This is a genomic window from Cryobacterium sp. Hh7 (assembly GCF_004403155.1).
Lineage (GTDB): Bacteria > Actinomycetota > Actinomycetes > Actinomycetales > Microbacteriaceae > Cryobacterium > Cryobacterium levicorallinum.
In genome coordinates, this window is sequence record NZ_SOHG01000015.1 from 125,015 (window position 1) to 142,007 (window position 16,993).

Consider the following 16,993-nt stretch of genomic DNA (forward strand, 5'->3'; position numbering starts at 1 on the left):
CCCTCAGAACGAGCTAAGCCGGTGCCCCCCGCGGCCGACAACCGCAAAGTGCCGGTAATAATGTTTTACCCCGGTTCGCGAGAGCGCAAAAAGTGCCCGTTTGAGGTGTCCAATCGGGCACTTTTTGCGCTCTCGCGTTCAGCGGGAAGGGGAGCCACGTCGATCACGCAGAGATGCGGGGCGTCGATGAGGTTCAGGCCGACTGCGCGAAGGGGGCCGTCGGCCTGCTCCAGCACTCCTTGAATCAACCGGTAGTGCACGCCGCAGACCTCGGGGTGATCCTTGACCATCTCCGAGTACGGGCAGTCGTGCAGGTTGACCTGTTCACCGTTGGCGGCGACGCTCGCATCGAAGCCGGCCTGATCCAGGTGGTCGTCGAGGGCATCGAGCTGACGCCGGGCTGCGGGGCCGGTGCAGCCGGCCAAGGCGGGCTGGCCTGCAGGAAGAAGCAGCAGCATACGTCTCAACTGCTCGGCACGCTCCTGCGCGGCCTCGATCTTGCGGGCGCGAATCGAACCGAGTTCGGTACTGACCCCGCCGGCGGCACTGTAGAGCATCTTCGGGCGACCCTTGCTGTCGCGCGGCTCGGGCGCACAGGTGACGAAACCGTCGTTGATCAGGCGATCGAGGTGTTCGCGGGCAGTGTTGGGGTGCAGGCCAGCGGCTTCGGCGAGGTCGTTGACCGTCATCGTTCCGCGACTTTGCAGCTGAAAGAGCAGGTTCATGCGGCTCAGACTGGCGAGCGTTTTGTAACTCGGAGGTTGGGCGGCCATGACTCCATTATGACCTCCCAGGCGTGAATCAACTGCAGGGGGCAGCAGCAGAAACTGTCACTTTCTCTCCCTCCCGCCGCAGATTCTCCGGCTGAGCGGCTGGGAAGCAAATCATTCAACGCAAAGTAATAGTCTTAACATACGAAACACGCAGGAAGTGGGACCACATGGCGGCAAAAGCCCGCACGCGACCAAAGGCAGTAGTCGAGTCCACTGGCGGTGAACCCGCAGACATCCTGCGTGACTATTACGAACGGATGTCGCTGGTGCGGGCCTTCGAGCTGCGCTCCAGCGAGATGTATGCTCGCGCCAAAATCGGCGGCTACTGCCACCTGAACCTCGGCGAAGAAGCAACAGTCGTCGGTCTGATGGCCGCCATCGAGACCCGCGACTACCTGTTCACCGGCTACCGCGACCACGGCTACGCCCTGATGCGCGGCCTCTCCCCCGAGCGCGTGATGGCCGAGCTGTTCGGCAAGGTCACCGGCGTCTCCGGCGGACGTGGCGGCTCGATGCACCTGTTCGACGCCGAGGCGCGCCTGCTCGGCGGCTACGGCATCGTCGGCGGGCAGATTCCCCCGGCCACCGGCGCCGCGCTCGCCCTGAAATATCAGGAAACGGCCGGCCCCGACGCTGCCGCCGTGATGTGCCTGCTCGGCGACGGCACCACCAACATCGGTGCGTTCCACGAATCGCTCAACCTGGCCGGCCTGTGGAAGCTTCCGATCGTCTACGTGATCGTCAACAACGGCCTCGGCATGGGAACGACGGTGGAGAAGGCATCCGCTGAACCCGATCTGTACAAGCGCGGCGCGTCGTACCGCATGCCCGGTATCCGGGTCGACGGGGATGACGTTCTCGCCGTGCGCGATGCCGCCCGCGACGCCCTGAAGCAGGCTCGCGAATCCCGCCAGCCGGTGCTGCTCGAGGTCATGTGCTACCGGTTGCGCGGCCACTCCGTCGTCGACCCGGCCCGCTACCGCTCGCCCGAAGACACCACGATCGCCCAGCAGTCCGACCCGGTACCAAGCTTTCGCACCGAGCTGATCGCCTCCGGCGTGCTCAGTGAAGCGGATGCCGCCGCCATCGACGAGGCCGCCGACGTGCGCGTTTCTGAGGCGGTCGACTTCGCCGACGAGAGCCCCGAGCCCGAGGTCGCCGACCTGTTCAAGTATGTATACGCAACCCCGGTGGCGAATGCGCCATCCGCTTTGCCCGGAGAACCCGTTATGGACGCACTGTGATGACTACCGAAGTAGCAACAACCCGCACGATCACCTACCGCCAGGCACTCAATGAGACCCTGCGCGCCGAACTCGAGCGTGACGAGAAGGTCTTTCTGGTCGGCGAAGAGATCGGGGTGTTCGAGGGGTCATACAAGATCACCGCCGGACTGCTCGAAGACTTTGGACCCGATCGGGTGCTCGACGCCCCGATCGCCGAGGAGGGGTTCGTGGGCGCGGCCCTCGGCGCCGCGATGCTCGGTATGCGTCCCGTGGTCGAGATCATGACCATCAACTTCAGCCTCATCGCGATCGACCAGATCGTGAACCACGCCGCCAAAATGCGCTCGATGTTCGCCGGTCAGGTCTCCATTCCGCTGGTCATTCGCATGCCCGGTGGTGGCGGCCAGCAGCTCGCCGCAACCCACTCGCAGAACCTCGAGGTCTGGTACGCGCACATTCCCGGGCTCAAGGTCGTCGCCCCGTCGACCCCGGCCGACGCGAAGGCGCTGCTGACCGCGGCGATTCGCGATGACGACCCGGTGATCTTTCTGGAGAACCTCTCGCTGTACAGCGCCAAGGGCGAGGTTCCCGACGGCGAACAGGTCGCCGAGATCGGCAAGGCTGCGGTCGTCAAAACCGGCACCGACCTCACCATCGTGAGCTACTCGCGCGGCACCACGACCGCCCTCGAGGTGGCCCATCAGCTCGAAGCTGAGGGCCTGTCAATCGAGGTCGTCGACCTGCGCAGCCTGCGTCCGCTGGACCGCGAGACCATCTGCGCCTCGGTTCGCAAGACCGGCCACGCCGTCGTCTTCGAAGACGACTGGCTCAGCTACGGCATCGGCGCCGAGATCTCGGCGACCATCGGCGAGGGCGTGTTCGACTTTCTCGACGCCCCCGTGCGCCGCGTCGCCGCCGCCGAGGTTCCGCTGCCCTACGCCAAGGCCCTCGAGAAGGCCGCGCTTCCCAGCGCCGCCGACCTCGCCAAGGTCGTGCGCGAAGTACTCAACATCTCAACTACCCCGAACGACAAGTAGGAGCCGGCCATGCCCGACGTCATCATGCCCCGCCTCTCCGACACCATGGAGGAGGGCGAACTCAGCCGCTGGATGAAGCAGGTCGGCGACGAGATCCACAAGGGCGACGTGCTCGCCGAGATTGAAACCGACAAAGCCACGATGGACCTTGAGGCCTTCGACAACGGCGTCCTCGAGCAGCTGCTCGTCGTCGCCGGCACCCTGGTGCCGATCGGCGAGGCAGTCGCCCGCATCGGCGACGGCAGCAATATCGTCACGGATGGCGCGACACCCGCTGCGCCGGTTGCGACGGCTGCTCCAGTTGCGACGGCTGCTCCAGTTTCGACCACTGCCCCGGCAGCGGATGCCGCAGCTCCGGCTGCACTGCCCGCCGCATCAGCCCCGGCCCCCGTCGCGGTGGCTCCGACCGCTCCCGCCGCACCGGAGGCTCCGGCCGCGACGCCGACGCCGACCGGCGAGCTCCGGACCTCGCCGCTGGCCCGCAAGATCGGCCGCGAGCATGGAATCGACCTGCACACGATCGCGGGCACCGGGCCGCAGGGCCGTATCACCCGCACCGACGTTGACACGGCGATCCTGGCTCAGGCATCCGCCGCATCCGCTCCGGTGCCGGTAGCCGCTGCGGCAGCCCCGACCGCCGTTTCGGCCGACTCGGTCTCCGTGCCGGTCAGCCGCATTCGCGCCGTTACGGCCCGCCGGCTCACCGAGAGCCAGGCCGTGCCGCACTTCTTCCTGACGAGCGTCGTCAACGTGGAACGTCTCGTCGCGTTCCGCACCGACGTCAACGCTTCGCTCGAGACGGTCGGCAACAAGGTCAGCCTGAACGACCTGTTCGTGCGCGCCTGCGCTGTCGTGCTGCGCGCGCACCCCGAGGTGAATGCATCCTGGGGCGATGGAGTCATTCTGCGCCACAACCACGTGAACGTCGGCGTGGCCGTCGCGACCGACGACGGACTGCTCGTTCCAGTGGTGGCCGACGCCGACCAGAAGTCGCTCGCCGCCATCGCCACCGAGACGCGCGCCCTGGCCGGGCTCGCCCGCACGGGCAGCCTGTCCCTGGCGCAGATGTCTGGCGGAACCTTCACCATCAGCAACCTCGGCATGTTCGGCATCGACTCGTTCACCGCCGTACTCAACCCGCCGGAGGCCGGAATTCTGGCGATCGGCGCGGCCACCGAGGTCCCCCAGGTGCGCGATGGCCAACTCGTCAGCGTGCCCATGGTCAAGATCACCCTGACCGTCGACCACCGAGTGCTCGACGGGGCCGTCGCGGCGGCGTTCCTGCGCGACCTGACCCAGCTGCTCGAGGAGCCGCTGCGCATCGTCCTCTAGCCCGGGCTACCCCGGCGCTCGCGCGGCGCTGGCGCCGGGGGAACTTCTTTGGCGGCGACGACGTCGGCCATCGCGAGAGTCACCAGTCCGCGCTGGGTTTCCACCGAAACGGATGCCGCGCTGCGGCTGCGCAAAAACCCGAGCGCGTCCGTATAGCCACCGGGGATTCGCGTGCGCACGACGACCCGGGTGCCGAGCGGGGCATCCGCTAGAAAAGCGAACGGATCGCTCATCGCATCAGGCTGTATTTTTCGACCCGCGCCGACTCCCCGGCGATCAGAATGATGTCGCCATCTTCGATCACCGTGTCGAGCGAGGTGTAGCTCCAGCCCACGCCAGGCCGATGAAACGCCGTCACGGTCACACCGTAGCGGGCGCGCACCTTCGCCTCGCCGAGCGGAACCCCGATCAGCGCGCGCGGCGGCGCCGTTTTCACGAGCGCGAAGTTCTCACCGATCTCGATGTAGTCCTGCATGGCACCGCGCACGAGGTGCGCGACCCGTTGGCCCATATCTTTTTCGGGGTAGATAACGTGATTGACGCCGAGTTGGGTAAGAATTTCCCCGTGCGGGTCACTGACAGCCTTGGCCCAGATATTCGGAATGCCGAGCTTGAGCAGCAGGGACGCGGTCAGAATGTTCGCCTGAATGTCACCGCCGATAGCCACCACCACGCTCGAGAAGTCGGGCACCGAGAGCTCGCGCAGCGTCGCCTCCTTGGTCGAGTCGGCGCGCACCACGTGCGTGAGCAGCCGGTTGTGCGCCTGCACGATTTCTTCGTCACCGTCGATGCCGAGTACCTCGGTGCCGCTCTTCATGAGTTCGAGGGCCAGGGAGCTGCCGAACCGGCCGAGGCCGATGACGACGACCGATTCGGCTTCGGCCAGGCGGGCCGGGTCACGATGCCCAAACAGCGAATATTTAGCCAATGATCGGCCTTTCCTTGGGGAGTTCATAGGTGGTGTGCCGTTCGCGCAGGGCGATAGTAGAGCCGATGGTGATCGGACCGAGACGGCCGACGAACATGAGCAGGATAAGAATGATCTGCCCCTCCCAGGGCAGCCCGGCAGTGATTCCGGTGGACAATCCCACGGTCGCGAAGGCGCTGATCGCCTCGAACAACAACGCGTCCATTGAGATATCCGTCATGAGCATGAGGGCCACGGTCGCGGCGATGATCACGCCGACCGCGAGCAGGGCGATCGTGATCGCCTCCCGGTGCACCGCCCGGGAGAGCCGCTTGCCAAAAACGTTGACGGCAACCTCGCCGCGCAGCTCCGTCCAGACGATGAAGAACAAGACGGCGAAGGTCGTGATCTTGATGCCACCGGCGGTTCCGGCCGGGCCACCACCGATCAGCATGAGCACGTCCATTCCGAGCAGGCTCGCCGAATCCATCTGGCCGATGTCGATGCTGTTGAAACCCGCGGTGCGGGTCTGCACGGACTGAAAGAAGCCGGTCAGCAACTTGCCGGGCCAGTCGAGCGGCCCGAGCGTATTCGGATTCGACCATTCAACGGCGGTGATATATACCGTTCCGAGACTGAGCAATGCGATCGTGCCGGCCACGACGACGCGGGTGTTCATGGTCCAGGTGCGAATCGACCAGGCACTCTTTGACCGAGGATGCCGCAGCTGCCGCCGCAACTGAACGATCACCGGAAACCCCAACCCACCCAGGATGACGGCGGCGCTGATCGGCAGGCAGATCCAGGCATCCGTTGAAAAACCCATCAGGTTGTCGCTGAACAGGGCAAAGCCGGCGTTATTGAAGCTCGACACGGAGTGGAACACTCCCAACCAGACGGCCCGGCCGACCGGTTCGCCGTAGCCGACCATGAAGCGCACGGCCAGCATGATCGCGACGGTCAGCTCGATGACCAGCGAGATGCGCACGACACCGAGCACGAGTCCCTTGACGTCTTCGAGACCGACACTCTTGGTTTCGGCGGCGGCCGTGATGCGCGAGCGCAGCGAGAGTTTGCGGGCGATCGCCAAACCGACCACCGAGGCGAACGACATAATACCGAAGCCGCCGATCTGGATCAGCCCCAGAATCACGATCTGGCCGAACGGCGTCCAGTAGACCGCCGTGTCGACGACGGTCAGACCGGTGACGCAGACGGCGCTCGTGGCGGTGAACAGCGCCTCCATGAAGGACGCCCCTCCCGGCCCGACCCGCGCGTTCGGCAGCATGAGTAGCGCGGTGCCAACCAGGATGGTCAGGGCAAAACCGGTGACGACGACTTGCGCCGGGTGCAGGCGATACCGCTTCGATGTGTTGCCGCGTTCGCGGACGGCCCGTGAGTGCACAGAGCCAACTCTACGCGGGGAGTCCGCGCTGGCTCGGACATGCAGGAATGTGGGGCGTCAGGCTCCCCGGGCCTGAAGCGTGGGCGGCCCCAGCTCCCCGGGCCCACCTTGTGAACCCGGGCCCAGTTTCTAAACTGGGCCCGCATTCCGGACCCGGGCCCGGCACAGGAACGTGCCGGCCTCGATTGTGCGGCAGTTATTTGTAGTCGGTTTGACGGGCTTCGTCTAGCCCCCCAACTTCGGACCGCGACTCCGACAACAAGTGCGCAATACTCAACCTGGGGGATCGACAATGACGATAAGTGATGAGGTAGAACCGGCGCAAATACGTGTGCTGCGACCGCGGGAGCGCATCGTTTCGCACGCGATCATCGCGGCGCTCGCCCTGTTCATCCCGCTCTTTCTCGTGTTGTACTGGCTGTCCATTCCTCGCCAGACCTGGCCGTTTGTGCTCGAAATCCAATGCGGGTTCACCGCCCTTGGTGTGATCTTCGGGCTCGGAGTCAGCAAAATGGCCCTGCGCGTCACCCCCGACCGACTATCGGTTCGGAGTCTGCTCGGTCGCGAAACGCACGTCGCCACCGCCGATATCGGCAGCGTGGTGCTGGTCGAGCTCTATCAGAGCGGGACGGCCGATTGCCTGCCGCACCTGTATTTGCTTGATGCTGCCGGCGATGTGCTCGTGCACCTGAGTGGCCAAATCTGGTCGCGGTCCACGATTGAGAGCGTGATCGACCAGCTCGGTGTCGCTGTGCTGCGCCCACCCGACCCGCTGACCGTGGCCGAACTCGGCCGACTGCGGCCTCAGCTGGTGCGCCGCCTGGCGCGACACGCAGCCCGGCTGAACGGCTGAACGGCTAGTGCCCGCGCCCCGACACCACATCGGCTACCCGCGCGAGCGGTGACGTCGTGCGGCGGCCGGTCAGCTCGGTGCGGTCGGCGAGCGAGTAGGCCCGATAGAGCGCCGTGACTGCGAGCCAGCGCAGCGGTTCCGGCTCCCACGGGCGCACCCGATGGTTCACCCAGGGCAGTTCGGTGAGCGAACTGCTCCGGCCGAGAATGAGGTCGGTCAGAGTACGGCCGGCCAGGTTCGTGGTCGCCACCCCGGTGCCCACATAGCCGCCGGCCCAGGCCAGTCCGGTCTGCGGGTCGAGACCGACGGTCGCGGCCCAATCCCTGGGTACACCGAGCACGCCCGACCACGCATGATCGATGCCCGCGTCCTTCGTCGCCGGGAAGAAGCGCACCAGAATCGCGCGGAGGGCGTCGATGGTGGCTTGCGGGGTCTGGCCGTCGGCATCCGTTTTCGAACCGAATCGGTAGGGAACCCCGCGCCCGCCGATGGCGATGCGGTCGTCGCTCGTGCGCTGCGCGTACATGTAGGCGTGCGCCATATCCCCCAGGGTTTCCCGGCCCGACCAACCAATCTTTTCCCAAACGGATGCGTCGAGCGGCTCGGTCGCGATCAGCGACGAATTCAGGGGAAGCCAGGTGCGATGCAGCCCCTTGAGCGTGGCCGTGAAGCCCTCGGTCGCACGCACAACGAACGCGGCGTCGACGGTACCGTGTTCGGTCACCGCCTGGTTGGCCGCGATCTCGCTCACCGGGGTGTTCTCGTAGAGCTCAACGCCGAGCGAAACGACCGTGCGGGCCAGTCCGGCCACGAGCTCCGCCGGATTGATGCGGGCGCAGTGCGGATGCCACATACCCCCGGTCATTCCCGCCACGTTGATGCGGTTTTGCGCCTGGGCCCGCGAGAGCACCTCGACGTCGGTGTGCGCCCAGGTCTGCTCGGCCCGGGCGGCAGCTTCGAGGCGGTGCTGCTGCGGGGCATCGTAGGCGACGGTGAATTCGCCGCCCTTGACGATGCCGGCGTCGATGCTCTCCGCTGCGGCCACCCGGATGACCTCGTCGACCGTGTCGTTCATCGCGGCCTGAAAGTTTTCAACCGCCGGGCGGCCGTGGTGCTTCAGGTACTGGTCGCGGCCACCGGTGATCGAGTTGGTGAGCCAGCCGCCGTTGCGTCCGGAGGCGCCGAACCCGGCGAAACGGGCTTCGAGCACCACAATGCGTAGCTGCGGCGCCGCCTTCTTGAGGTAATACGCGGTCCACAGTCCGGTATAGCCGGCGCCGACAATGACGACGTCGGCGCGGGTCGACCCGGGCAGGGTCGGCCGCGGCGCTGGCTGGCCGAGCTGGTTCCACCAGAACGAGACGTCGCCATTGCGCACCGGGGTCACTCGAGTCACGATTGCGCTGCCTTCTTTCGGTCTCGTTCAAGCCGCAGCCGGGCGGCGAGTGCGCGCTCGCCATCGAGCTTCGCGGCGACCGGAGCCCACAGCACAATTGCAACTCCGGCACCGAGCAGCAACCCGCCGATGGTGTCGGTCAGCCAGTGCACACCGAGGTAGGTACGGCTGAGCAGCATGACGATCGTGTACGCGGCACCGGCCAGGGCGACCCACAACCGCGGAAAGATGATGGCGAGGCACACCGCCATGGTCGCCGCATTGGCGACGTGGCCAGACGGAAAGGAGCCAAAATCGGATGTGACCAGCATGTCTTCTGGTCGGGCACGGCCAAAGACCTGCTTCAGGACTTGCACACCGCCGGCACTGACCACGGTCGCCACGAGATAGTAGCCGGCCGCCCACGGACGTTTGATGAACACGATGACCAAGGTGATGACGATCGGCACGATCAGCACGCCGAACAGACCGCCACCGAGGGCGTTCATGAACAGCGACGGAACCTCCCAGATCGGAGAGCGGTGTTCGATGACCTCGCCCATCCACTCGGTGTCGACCTCGAGGGCGAGTCCGTTGGCACGTACGACGACGACCAGGCCAAGCAGTGCGGCCAATGCGACGGCAGCTATCCCGCTGATCACGGGCCAGCGGCGGGAGATGCGGCGCGCTGCGGGGTCGGCGGCACGCTCCGGAGACTTCGGGTTCGTCATCCCGCCATCGTAGAACAGCCGCTCCGGATTGGGCCATCGGCGGGCCGGACCCGCGCCATCCGCTCCCCTGAATGTGTACCCCCGCACCTGCACCCCCGCACCTGCACCGGGCCCGGGCCCGGAACGTGGGCCCAGGCTAGATCATGGGCCCGCGACCGTAAGGTGGGGCCCGCCCGCGTGCTCCCGCAAATCTTGGGCGCGCTCCCCGACGGGCCGAACCCGCACCATCCGCTCCCCCCTAATGCGTACCCCCGATGCATGCCCCCGCACCTGCACCGGGCCCGGAACGTGGACCCAGGTTAGATCATGGGCCCGCGACCGTAAGGTGCGCCCGCAGAGCCTGGTCCCGGCAACCTGGTCCCGGCAACCTGGCCACGTCAGCCTGGTCCCATCAGCCTGGTCCACACCCGCTCAGACCCAACAATTCGCACCGCGGCGCGGTCCCTGATCCGCGTTGCTGGGTTCAGTTGGCTTCGGCGTCCTGCTTCCGCTTGAGTTCGAGCATGAGCGGGCTCTTACTGGCCAGCGGAATCAGCGTCTGCGTCGGGTCGATGCTCGCGGGTGGTTGCAGCCAGAACTCCCCCGGCTCGCCAATCACCCGCCAGCCTTCCTGGTGAAGTCGGCGGTGGCAGGGGCCGCAGAGCAACAGCCCCAGGTCGATGTCGGTCGCGCCGGTGTCGCGCACCCACTGGTCGGCGTGGTGCGCCTCCGTTCGGGAGGGTGGCATGTCGCAGCCCGGAAACATGCAGCCGCCGTCACGTACGCCCATGGCCACGCGCTGCGCCTCACTGAAAGTTCGCATGGTGCGGCCCAATTTCAGCGGATGCCCCGCCTCGTCTACCAACAGCCGCAGCTGGCCGGTGTTGCAGAGAAACCGTTGCACCGTTTCGAGGGAGATCGGGGCGGGGTTGCCTTCAAGGAATCCATGCCCCACCCGCCCGCGCTGCCCGGTCTGCTCGCTCAGGCCGCTCTGCCCGGCCTGCCCGGCCTGCTCGCTCTGCCCGGTCTGCCCAGCCTGCTCGCCCTGCTCGGCCTGCTCGCTCTGCCCGCTCTGCCCGGTCTGCTCGTTCAGGCCGGCCTGCTCGCTCAGGCCGCTCTGCTCGCTCTGACCGAATTGCCCGGTGATCTCGTTCCGGGCTTCAGCGACGTCGGCCGGCACGAGTCCGGCTCGCTGAAGGTCGGCCTGGGTGACGATGATCCGCACCGCCGGCTGGCGTCCGCCATACATTTTGGTGGGGTCTGCGTCGGTGCCGGTCTTGAGCAGCGCGGTGAAGGAGTCCGCGGCAATCTGGTCCACGGTACGCGGGTCGTTCCGTACCCGGTCCGCCCAGGCCTCCTGCTCCGGATCTACGAAGCGCACGCCTCCGCGCTGGCGCGGGCTGGTGAGGCAGTCGTAGGCACTGAGCCAGTACTCGCCCTGTTCGGGGGCGAACAGCCCGCTGAGCACGACCATGCCGTCCTGGCGGCGGAACAGCTTGAACTTGGTATCGTCGCGGGCCTGCTTCTCCCGAGCCCGAATGCCAGCCTCGTCGAGCTGGTCCCGCAACCGGCGAGCCCGGCGGAATACCAGCTCAACGTTGAGCCCGATCACCTCCGGCACCAGCGCCGTGAGCGCGGCGCGCAAAATATCGGCAGACACTGCCAGGTCAATCTCGCCCAAACCTCGGCGCAGCGCGTCGGCCTGGTCCACCGTGAGAGTGCCGGCGGCAACGGCATGCACGATCGGCGCCTGCCACGGCACTACCGGCCGGCCCACCAGTGCACCGGCATCGATGCCACCCGCACCGTCGTCATCGCCTTCCGCCGAAAACTTTTCGGCAGCATCCGTTTCACCGATCAAAATGCCCGAGGCGACCAGCTTCTCTGCCTCCCCACGGCTGGAGCCGTTGACGTGTTGCACCATTGCCACCGGCGTCGCGAACCCCTGCCGCGCAGCCAAACCCTCGCTTCCCAGCTCGGGCCGGGACCGGCGCGCGACCGTACCGGCCATCCACGCCGCAAACACGTCGAGCAATCGCCGGGCCTCAGCCAGTGACCGCTGCCCGGCCAGCACATCGGCCTCGCCCAAAGCATCAAACGCCGCGCTGCAATCGCCCAGAGCGGCGACCCGATCGGCCGCCCGGCGAAGCTCATCAGCGAGGTTGTGCATACCCCAATTCTCCCACCGCTCCCCCGAAACCACGAGAAAAGCTCATTATCAGTGGATGACGAATCGAACCTATCTCCTGTGGAGAAGCTCCGGAGAAAGTCAGCGCTCGAGCGCCGGAACGCTGCGCGGGCGCACGATTAGCCAGAGAGAGAGCAGCGACACCACCGCGGTGACTCCCATAACGGATGCCATCGGTATCGACGTTCCCACTCCCAGCAGTCCCACAATCGGCGAGATCAGGCCGGCCACACCGAAGTTCGCCGCGCCAAGCAGCGACGCCGCGGTTCCGGCCTCATGCCCGTGCGCGTTGAGGGCAATGACCTGAACGCTCGGCAAAGTGAAGCCGCAGGCGGCGATGAAGAACCACAGCGGAACCAGAGTGCCCCACAGTCCCATGCCGGCAACGTCCAGAAGCACGATCGCCCCAGCGGTGAGCAGCAGCACAACGGTAGAGACCGACAAAATCCACTGCGGCCCAATGTTGAATCGGTGCATCAGCCGCGAGCTCAACTGCACACCGGTGACGATACCGAGCGAGTTCACGGCAAAGAGCAGGCCGTATTCCTGCGGACTGAACCGGTAGACATCCTGAAAGAGAAACGGCGAGGCCGAGAGGTAGGAGAACAGCCCGGTGAAGGTCATCGCCCCGATGATCGCGACGCCGACGAAGGTGCGGTCGCTCAGCACCGCTTTGTAGCGCTGCGCCAGGGTGTTGTGCCCCTTCACGTTGCGCTCGCTCTCGGGCAGCGTCTCCACGATCCAGAACGCGACGGCCAGAATCACGATGACGCCGTAGGCGGCGAGCACCCAAAAGATGCCGCGCCAGTTCATCACGAGCAGAAGCTGCGAACCGATGACCGGCGCAAGCACCGGCGCGAGGCCGCTGACCAGGGCCAGCCGGGAGAGCATACGCACGAGCGGCTTGCCGCCGAACAGGTCGCGCACCATGGCCATCGCCACGACCGCACCGGCCGCAGCGCCAAAGCCCTGCAGCACGCGGAACCCCGCGAGCACAATAATGTCGTTCGACATCGCAGCACCGACGCAGGCGAGGATGTGCACGCCGGTCGCCAGCATGAGCGGCAGCCGGCGGCCCACCTTGTCGCTCCACGGACCCACGACGAGCTGCCCGAACCCGAAACCAATCATGGTTCCGGTCAGGGTGAGCTGAATGACCGACGGCAAGACACCGAATTCACTCTCGAGTGTCGGGAAGGCCGGCAGGTAGAGGTCGATCGTGAACGGGCCCAGGGCGGTGAGGGCTCCGAGAATGAGAATGTAGACGATGCGCTGTCGCCGGCTCAGCTTGTCCCCGGGGTGCACGGCAGTCGAGGAAAGTTGCGCGGCACTGATGACGGGGATGCTGGCGGTAATCACGTAGCGGATGTCCTTGGCTGGTTTAGTGAGGATGGCTGGCGGGCGACACGGCCACCCTTGCGCTAAGCGCGGGGAGCGCGAAAGTATTCCCCCGATCCAGCTGCGGGTCGAGCAGCAGCGCCTCGAAGGCCAGCTCGGCCGCCCCGATCAACAGCAGATTCGAGCCGAGCAGCGCGGGCGCGATCTGCACCCCGTCGAACGCTGTCCCGAGTGACAGAGCGGCGACCGCGCGGCCGAGCCGGTCGGGGTCGGCTGCGTGCAGCGCGGCGAGAAAGCCGCCGAGCACGATCAGCTGCGGGTTGAGCACGTTCACCGCGCCAGCCAGGGCTACGGCCAGAAAGTCGAGCTGCCGGGCGACCTCGGCGTGCACCGCCGCGGAATCGGAGGCGAGCAGCGCGCGTTCGAGGGTGTCGGCATCCGTTTCGCTCGCGCGCAGGCCCAGCACTTCGAGCAGGGCGTCGCGGGTCACCTCCGCTTCGAGGGTGCCCGCGATGCCCGCCGAGTCTTTCTGCCCGCTCGCACTGACCCGGATGTGCCCGAATTCTCCGGCGTAGCCCGCTCGACCGCCGGCCGCGATGCCCCCGACGACGAGGCCGCCACCGATTCCGCTCGATCCGCCGTTGAGGTAGATCAAGTCGGTCATACCCTGCCCGGCGCCAAAGTAGCGTTCGGCGGTGACGCCGAGGCTCGCGTCGTTGGCCGCGACGACGGGCAGGCCCGTTGCCGCCGCGAGGAGGTCGCCGAGCGGCTCATCGACCCAGCCGAGGTGTGGGGCGTGGCGCACCAGCCCGTCGAACGCACGCACCAGGCCGGGCACAGCAACGCCTATTCCGATTATGGAATATTCGCTCAGGTCGTTTCGCAGATCGTCGATGATGCCGGCGGTGATCGCGACGGCCTCGGCGGTCGTCGGCGACGACGACGTTGCGAAGCGGATGCGGCGGTGCACGACGCCGCTCAGAGCGACCACTCCCACGGTAATCGCGTCGATCTCGGGGTTCACCGCGAGGGCCACCACGCGGTCGCTCGCCGCGACGATCGGACTCGGCCGACCGGCCAGTTTGGTCGGGTCGGGCGTGCGTTCCTCAACCAACCCGCGCTCGACGAGTTCGGCAACCAGGGCGCCGATGGTCGACCGGTTCAGGCCGGTCAGTCGGGTGAGCTGGGCGCGCGATGCTGCCCCGCTCCGGTGCACCAGGCGCAGAATGATCGACAGGTTGCGGCGACGCAGATCGTCATGGTTGGTGCCCTGCATGGCGTCCACTGCTCTCGACTCTCATTTTTCGATCAGAATTCAGGTTACCGCTCCGGATGGACATCCGGGGGTGATACGTTGCCAGAGTCAACAAATCATCGACGGCGCTGACGGACACGGGTGCCAGACAGGGACGTCATGGAGTTTCGTTATCTCGGCAACAGCGGATTAAAAGTTTCAGAAATCACCTACGGCAATTGGCTGACCCACGGTTCGCAGATCGAAAACGACACCGCGACGGCCTGCGTGCGCGCGGCCCTCGACGCGGGAATCAGCTCCTTCGACACCGCAGACGTGTACGCCAACACCATGGCGGAGCAGGTGCTCGGCAACGCGCTCAAGGGCGAACGCCGCCAATCTCTCGAGATTTTCACCAAGGTTTTCGGGCCAACCGGCCCCAAGGGCCACAACGACGTCGGACTCTCCCGCAAGCACATCCTCGAGTCGATCGACGGCTCACTAACCCGGCTGCAGACCGACTACGTCGACCTCTACCAAGCGCACCGCTACGACGTGGAGACCCCGCTCGAAGAGACCATGCAGGCCTTCGCCGACGTCGTGCGCCAGGGCAAGGCCCTCTATATCGGGGTGAGTGAGTGGAACGCCGAGCAGCTGCGAGCCGGCCACAAACTCGCCGCCGACCTGAATATTCAGCTCATCTCCAACCAGCCGCAGTATTCGATGCTCTGGCGCGTGATCGAATCCGAGGTGGTTCCGGCCGCTGAGGAACTCGGCGTTTCCCAGATCGTCTGGTCCCCGGTTGCGCAGGGCGTGCTTACCGGCAAGTATCTGCCGGGGCAGGCGCTCCTTGAAGGCAGCCGGGCAACGGATGCCAAGGGTGGCGCCAATATGATCCAGCGCTGGATGAGCACCGAGGTTCTCACGGCCGTGCAGAAGCTGCGCCCGATCGCCGACGACCTCGGGCTCACCATAGCTCAGCTCGCGCTCGCCTGGGTGCTCGCGAATAAGAACGTCGCCTCCGCCATCATGGGCGCTTCCCGCCCCGAGCAGGTCGCCGACAACGTGAAGGCCGCCGGAGTGCAGCTCGACTCTGAGGTGCTTACACAAATCGACGCCGCCGTACGCGACCTGGCCGAGTTCGACCCGCGCAAGACCGTCTCACCGGAGCAGCGCGAAGCGTAAGCCAGCGGCATCCGTTATTAAAAGAAGGAGTATTTAATGAGAATCGCCGTTACCGGCGGCAGTGGCAAGCTCGGACGCAGCGTCGTCGCGCGCCTGAACAGCGAGGGCCACACCGTCACCAACCTCGATCAGTCGGGAGTGCGCAGCGCCGGATTCACCCAGATCGACCTGACCGACTACGGCCAGGTGAGTGACGTGATGTACGGCATCGACGACCGCACCGACGGGTTCGACGCGCTCGTGCACCTCGGCGCCATTCCGGCCCCGGGCATTTTGCCCGACGTGGCCACCTTCCATAACAATATGCTCGCGACCTACAACGTGTTCCAGGCCGCGCGGCGGGCGGGCATCAAGACGATCGTGTACGCCTCGAGCGAGACCACCCTGGGTCTGCCCTTCGATATCGACCCACCGTACATTCCCGTCGATGAGGAGTACCCGGCCCGCCCGGAGAGCACGTATTCGCTGGTCAAGCACCTCGAAGAGCAGATGGCCATTCAGCTCGTGCGCTGGGACCCGCTGCTCAGCATCACGGCGCTGCGCTTCTCCAATGTGATGGACCCGGAAGACTACGCGGCCTTCCCCGGTTACGACGCCGACGCGGCCCTGCGCAAGTGGAACCTCTGGGGTTACATCGACGGTCGCGACGGCGCTCAGGCCGTGCTGCGGGCGCTTGAGCAGGCCCAGCCGGGCTTCGAGACGTTCATCATCGCGGCCGCCGACACCGTGATGAGTCGGTCGAGTGCAAGCCTGGCGGCCGAGGTCTTTCCAAACGTCGACGTCGTCAAAGCGGTCACCGAACACGAAACACTGCTGTCGATCGACAAGGCGAAGCGGATGCTCGGCTTCGCGCCCGAGCACAGCTGGCGGGATCACGTGTAGCTGCTCGCTAACGCGTGCTTGCTAGAGATCAATCGTCGTAGTGGAACCGTGCCTGCAGGATCACCAAGTCATTGCCCACGATTCGATAAACGAGGCGGTGCTCTTGGTTGATCCGTCGTGACCAGACGTCGCTGGCGCGATGCTTAAGTCGTTCCGGCTGACCGCGACCGTCTGCAGGAGTACGCATCGCATCATCGATAAGGGTGTTGATTCGTTTGAGAACCCGACGGTCGTTAACCTGCCACCATTGGTAGTCGTCCCACCCGGCCAGGTCAAAGACTAGCCTCACGACCGGTCGAGGTCGTGGGGCGCGTAGTTGCCCTGCTCAGAACGTTCGATCGCGTCGGCGAGGCGTCGTGCATTCGCCGGGGTGGAAAACAGGTACAAACTCGTCTGCCAGGCTTCGTAGTCCTCTTCCGAGATGAGAACTCCGTTTCCAGCCTTGGACGTGATCGTGACGGCCGTGTGATCGTCGTTGACTTGGCCCAACAGAGGAAACAACGATTTGCGGGCATCGCTGGCGGTAATCGTGGTCATCGTTTTTCCTC

At 65.9% G+C, this 16,993-nt stretch carries 17 protein-coding genes; 6 read left to right on the forward strand and 11 right to left on the reverse strand.

Annotated elements, in window-relative coordinates:
- Positions 1-65 precede the first annotated feature (65 nt).
- The gene (locus E3T43_RS04525; RefSeq protein WP_134442970.1) at positions 66-773 is read right to left on the reverse strand and encodes a metalloregulator ArsR/SmtB family transcription factor; all 708 of its coding nucleotides are present in this window, start codon (positions 771-773) and stop codon (positions 66-68) included.
- A gap of 167 nt (positions 774-940) precedes the next feature.
- On the opposite strand from E3T43_RS04525, the gene pdhA reads away from it, so the two are divergent.
- Genes pdhA through E3T43_RS04540 form a run of 3 tightly spaced genes read left to right on the forward strand, consistent with a single transcriptional unit; the run spans position 941 to position 4,368 of the window.
- Entirely contained in the window at positions 941-2,017 is a 1,077-nt protein-coding gene (gene pdhA / locus E3T43_RS04530; protein ID WP_134442971.1) for a pyruvate dehydrogenase (acetyl-transferring) E1 component subunit alpha, read from the forward strand.
- Entirely contained in the window at positions 2,017-3,036 is a 1,020-nt protein-coding gene (locus E3T43_RS04535; RefSeq protein ID WP_134471503.1) for an alpha-ketoacid dehydrogenase subunit beta, read from the forward strand. Before pdhA ends, E3T43_RS04535 begins: the two co-directional genes overlap by 1 nt.
- A 9-nt stretch (positions 3,037-3,045) precedes the next feature.
- A complete protein-coding gene (locus E3T43_RS04540; protein ID WP_134471504.1) occupies positions 3,046-4,368 on the forward strand; it encodes a dihydrolipoamide acetyltransferase family protein in 1,323 nt (440 codons plus the stop codon).
- Here the strand turns inward: E3T43_RS04540 and E3T43_RS04545 are convergent.
- Genes E3T43_RS04545 through E3T43_RS04555 form a run of 3 tightly spaced genes read right to left on the reverse strand, consistent with a single transcriptional unit; the run spans position 4,365 to position 6,680 of the window.
- Entirely contained in the window at positions 4,365-4,601 is a 237-nt protein-coding gene (locus E3T43_RS04545) for a ferrous iron transport protein A (protein ID WP_134471505.1), read from the reverse strand. The genes E3T43_RS04540 and E3T43_RS04545 overlap by 4 nt on opposite strands.
- A complete protein-coding gene (locus E3T43_RS04550; RefSeq protein ID WP_241978809.1) occupies positions 4,598-5,296 on the reverse strand; it encodes a TrkA family potassium uptake protein in 699 nt (232 codons plus the stop codon). Before E3T43_RS04550 ends, E3T43_RS04545 begins: the two co-directional genes overlap by 4 nt.
- Complete coding sequence (locus tag E3T43_RS04555; protein ID WP_134471506.1) at positions 5,289-6,680, reverse strand: TrkH family potassium uptake protein; 1,392 nt, start codon at positions 6,678-6,680, stop codon at positions 5,289-5,291. Before E3T43_RS04555 ends, E3T43_RS04550 begins: the two co-directional genes overlap by 8 nt.
- Positions 6,681-6,972: 292 nt before the next feature.
- Here E3T43_RS04555 and E3T43_RS04560 point away from each other — a divergent pair, with 292 nt between their 5' ends.
- Positions 6,973-7,533 (forward strand): hypothetical protein, encoded by a 561-nt coding sequence (locus E3T43_RS04560; protein WP_134471507.1) that lies wholly within the window; start codon positions 6,973-6,975, stop codon positions 7,531-7,533.
- Between the two features lie 4 nt (positions 7,534-7,537).
- Here E3T43_RS04560 and E3T43_RS04565 read toward each other — a convergent pair whose 3' ends face one another.
- The 5 genes from E3T43_RS04565 to E3T43_RS04585 form a co-directional block, all read right to left on the reverse strand.
- Positions 7,538-8,920 carry an NAD(P)/FAD-dependent oxidoreductase gene (locus tag E3T43_RS04565; protein ID WP_370449876.1) on the reverse strand — a complete coding sequence of 461 codons (1,383 nt, stop codon included), beginning with the start codon at positions 8,918-8,920 and terminating at the stop codon, positions 7,538-7,540.
- Positions 8,921-8,925: 5 nt separating this feature from the next.
- A complete protein-coding gene (locus E3T43_RS04570; protein ID WP_134471508.1) occupies positions 8,926-9,639 on the reverse strand; it encodes a phosphatase PAP2 family protein in 714 nt (237 codons plus the stop codon).
- 463 nt (positions 9,640-10,102) lie between these two features.
- On the reverse strand, positions 10,103-11,788 hold the full coding sequence (locus E3T43_RS04575; protein ID WP_134471509.1) for an HNH endonuclease signature motif containing protein: 1,686 nt from the start codon (positions 11,786-11,788) through the stop codon (positions 10,103-10,105).
- A gap of 99 nt (positions 11,789-11,887) precedes the next feature.
- Positions 11,888-13,165 (reverse strand): multidrug effflux MFS transporter, encoded by a 1,278-nt coding sequence (locus E3T43_RS04580; RefSeq protein ID WP_241978810.1) that lies wholly within the window; start codon positions 13,163-13,165, stop codon positions 11,888-11,890.
- Positions 13,166-13,187: 22 nt separating this feature from the next.
- Complete coding sequence (locus E3T43_RS04585; RefSeq protein WP_134471569.1) at positions 13,188-14,420, reverse strand: ROK family transcriptional regulator; 1,233 nt, start codon at positions 14,418-14,420, stop codon at positions 13,188-13,190.
- 138 nt (positions 14,421-14,558) lie between these two features.
- On the opposite strand from E3T43_RS04585, the gene E3T43_RS04590 reads away from it, so the two are divergent.
- Both E3T43_RS04590 and E3T43_RS04595 read left to right on the forward strand, forming a co-directional pair.
- Positions 14,559-15,563, forward strand: coding sequence for an aldo/keto reductase family protein (locus E3T43_RS04590; RefSeq protein ID WP_134471510.1), 1,005 nt, complete (start codon positions 14,559-14,561; stop codon positions 15,561-15,563).
- Between the two features lie 36 nt (positions 15,564-15,599).
- Entirely contained in the window at positions 15,600-16,445 is an 846-nt protein-coding gene (locus E3T43_RS04595) for an NAD(P)-dependent oxidoreductase (protein ID WP_134471511.1), read from the forward strand.
- 28 nt (positions 16,446-16,473) lie between these two features.
- On the opposite strand, the gene E3T43_RS04600 is transcribed toward E3T43_RS04595, so the two are convergent.
- Both E3T43_RS04600 and E3T43_RS04605 read right to left on the reverse strand, forming a co-directional pair.
- Positions 16,474-16,734: a Txe/YoeB family addiction module toxin gene (locus E3T43_RS04600; protein ID WP_134444030.1), complete on the reverse strand. Its 261-nt coding sequence runs from the start codon at positions 16,732-16,734 to the stop codon at positions 16,474-16,476.
- On the reverse strand, positions 16,731-16,982 hold the full coding sequence (locus E3T43_RS04605) for a type II toxin-antitoxin system Phd/YefM family antitoxin (protein WP_134444031.1): 252 nt from the start codon (positions 16,980-16,982) through the stop codon (positions 16,731-16,733). Before E3T43_RS04605 ends, E3T43_RS04600 begins: the two co-directional genes overlap by 4 nt.
- Between the last annotated feature and the right edge of the window lie 11 nt (positions 16,983-16,993).